At 77.6% G+C, this 2,487-nt stretch carries 3 protein-coding genes and 1 pseudogene; 2 read left to right on the top strand and 2 right to left on the bottom strand.

The window, feature by feature from the left end:
- A pseudogene (locus AB0J52_RS36110) lies at positions 1-255 on the top strand (DUF6191 domain-containing protein); the annotation flags it as partial.
- Between the two features lie 129 nt (positions 256-384).
- Positions 385-786, top strand: a complete 402-nt coding sequence (locus AB0J52_RS36115) for a hypothetical protein (RefSeq protein WP_500187406.1) — start codon at positions 385-387, stop codon at positions 784-786.
- A gap of 27 nt (positions 787-813) precedes the next feature.
- On the opposite strand, the gene AB0J52_RS36120 is transcribed toward AB0J52_RS36115, so the two are convergent.
- Both AB0J52_RS36120 and AB0J52_RS36125 read right to left on the bottom strand, forming a co-directional pair.
- Positions 814-1,905, bottom strand: coding sequence for a GHMP family kinase ATP-binding protein (locus AB0J52_RS36120; protein WP_500187407.1), 1,092 nt, complete (start codon positions 1,903-1,905; stop codon positions 814-816).
- Positions 1,902-2,487: methyltransferase domain-containing protein (locus AB0J52_RS36125; protein ID WP_500187408.1), on the bottom strand; the 586-nt coding region annotated here is incomplete at its 5' end. The genes AB0J52_RS36120 and AB0J52_RS36125, both read right to left, overlap by 4 nt.

Genomic DNA, 2,487 nt, shown 5'->3' on the forward strand with positions numbered 1-2,487 from the left:
GGCAGGTCGTCGCTGATGGGCGCCATCCGCGGCGACGGCGAGACCGGCGCGAGCATGGGCGGCGGCCTCTTCGAGGACCTGGCCTCCGCCTTCGAGGGCTCCAAGAAGGTCAAGCAGGAGGAGCAGGAGCGGCAGCGCACGCTGAAGCACGACGACATGCTCCAGGCCGGCGACTCCGGCCGTGACGACCTGGAGACGGGCCGCATCCGCATCCGCCGCTCCGGCCCCGGCGGCTCCCCCGCCCCTCAGGAGTAGGCCCGGCGCGAGGGCCCGGCTGTTCGCAGCGTTTCCCGAGGTCGACCGGCGGTTCCGCGCCGCCGGGGCAAGAACCGGACAACGGGCGCTCGATCGAACAAAGTTTCGACATTGGGGTATTCTGGGCAGGTGAGCAGCTTCGTCCCGCCCGGCTGGCCGCCGCAGGTGCACCCGCCGGGAACCGACCGGTTCGAGGAGACCGCGCTCGCCTGGCTGCTGGAGCTCGTCCCGCCCGAGTACCGGCGCTACGGCGTCCTGCGCCGCTACCCCGTCGCGCTCGCCCGGATGGCGCGGCACCACGTCACCGCCGCCGTCGAGGCCGCGCGCGAGGGCTTCCGCTCCGCGCGCGTCGAACTCGCCGGGGCCGTCCCGCCGCACGGCATCGAGGCCGTCCTCGAGACCTACCGCCGCGAGGGCGCCCGGCTCGTCCAACTCGTCCAGGCCGTCGCGCTGGTCGAGCAGGCCCTCCGCGAACGCGGCGCCGCCCCCCGCCCGCCCGGTGGCACCGCCCCGCGCCCCGCGGGCTCCTGACCGCCTCGCCCGCTGGTCGTTGCGGGGTCAGCCGTTGCGACCGCTCGCGACGGCGGTGAGGAAGCGCGGCGGACGGCGGGTGTGCCCGCCCAGGCGTCCGATGACCTCCGCGCGGACGCGCGGGACGGCCTCCAGCGGGACGAGCGCGACCGCGCATCGGCCCAGCGCGCGACCGCCGAGCGCCCCCGCGTCGCGGGCGGCCGTCAATGCCAGGTCCAGTGTCGGACGGCCGGGCACGTGCACCTCGGTCAGCAGCGGCCCGAGACCCGCCGGGTAGCCCGCGCGGAGCGCCGCCGCCGCGCGCTCCACGATGCCGGGGTCCGGCTCGGCCGGGATCGCCTGCTCGGTCGCGCCCACGTCGATCACCATCAGCCGCAGCCCCGCCGCGTGCAGGTCGAACGGGATCTGCTCCGGGCCGTCCGAGGTGATCAGCAGCGCGTGCCGGGCCCGGGAGTGCAGCGCGGCGAGGTACTCGGGCGTCGCGGCGGACGGTCCGGACGCCAGCGGCGGTCCGTGCAGGTCGCCGAGGGCCATCGCCGCCGCGCACACCGTCTCCGCGCCGCTCAGCAGGCCCGTCTCGGCGGGCAGCTCGCGGTCGACGACCATCCGGGCCGGGGGCGGCGGGTCGGCGTGCGCGCGCAGCGCCTCGGCCGCGCCCGCCGCCCAGTCCGGGACGCGGTCCAGCGACGTGCAGCGGTCGGTGTGCCGGTTCATCGAGTACAGGTCCACGCCGCCCTCCGGGTGCGGGCCGGCGGCGACGACCGCGCCCCAGGCGAGGGCGACGGCCAGCGCGGGGCCGCGCGCCGCGTCCGGGGTGTGCGCGACGCCGCCCAGCAGGGTCAGGCCGCCCGGGGCGCGGCGGAGGGCGGCGGGCGGGACGCCGAAGACGCGCTGGTAGATGTGGGCGGTGATCCGGATCTCCGGGTCGTCGGCGAGTCCCACCGGCGCGTCCTTCGGGGTGTCGGTCGGCTGGATCGGGGTCGGCCCGCTCGCGCTCGGCCGGTCCGGGGCCGGGTGGTCCGGGGCCGGGTGGTCCGGGGCCGGGTGGTCCGGGGTCGTCCGGTCCGGGGTCGGCTGGTCCGGGGCTGGGTGCGACCCGGTCGCCAGGGTGTCGGTCATCCCTCGTCCTTTCGTGCCAGCACCCGGTAGGTGTTGCCGGGGCCGGGGATCATGGGCAGGACCAGCCGGTCCGCGAGCGCGGCGGCGACCAGCAGCGGCGGCAGCACGGCCTGGGCGACGGCGTGGCGCAGCCGGGCCGCGCGCGTCGGCGGGCGCGTCCGCCAGGGCAGGGACGGGTCGGGCGCGAGGGTGTTGACGGCGATGGAGACCGCCGCCACGGCGTCGTACCGCTGGTGCGCGGCGCGCCTCTGGACGGCCAGCACCCGCATGCCGCGAGCGCCGAGCGCCTCCACCAGGTTCGCGGCGGTGACCAGTTCGAGGCGCTGCGGCTGGAGCCAGGGGAGCCAGAACCGGCCGAGGAGGTTGAGCCGGCACGCGGGGTCGGGTTGCTCGATCAGCAGGTGGCCGCCGGCGGGCAGCGCCTTCACGGCGGCGTCCAGCTCGGCGAGCGGGTCGCCGGCGCGCTCCAGGTGGTGGTGCATGCTGATCACGTCGTATCGGCCGGCCAGCTCCTCCGGCAGGTCGCCGAGCGGCCGGCGGTGCCCCTGCCGCAGCCAGCCGCGCCGGACGCCCTCCTCGACG

Origin of the sequence: Spirillospora sp. NPDC049652, from assembly GCF_040675125.1 — a bacterium.
Lineage (GTDB): Bacteria > Actinomycetota > Actinomycetes > Streptosporangiales > Streptosporangiaceae > Spirillospora.

Coding starts and splice junctions, on each gene's coding strand:
- AB0J52_RS36120 (WP_500187407.1), bottom strand. CDS start 1,905: ATGACCGACACCCTGGCGACCGGGTCGCACCCAGCCCCGGACCAGCCG.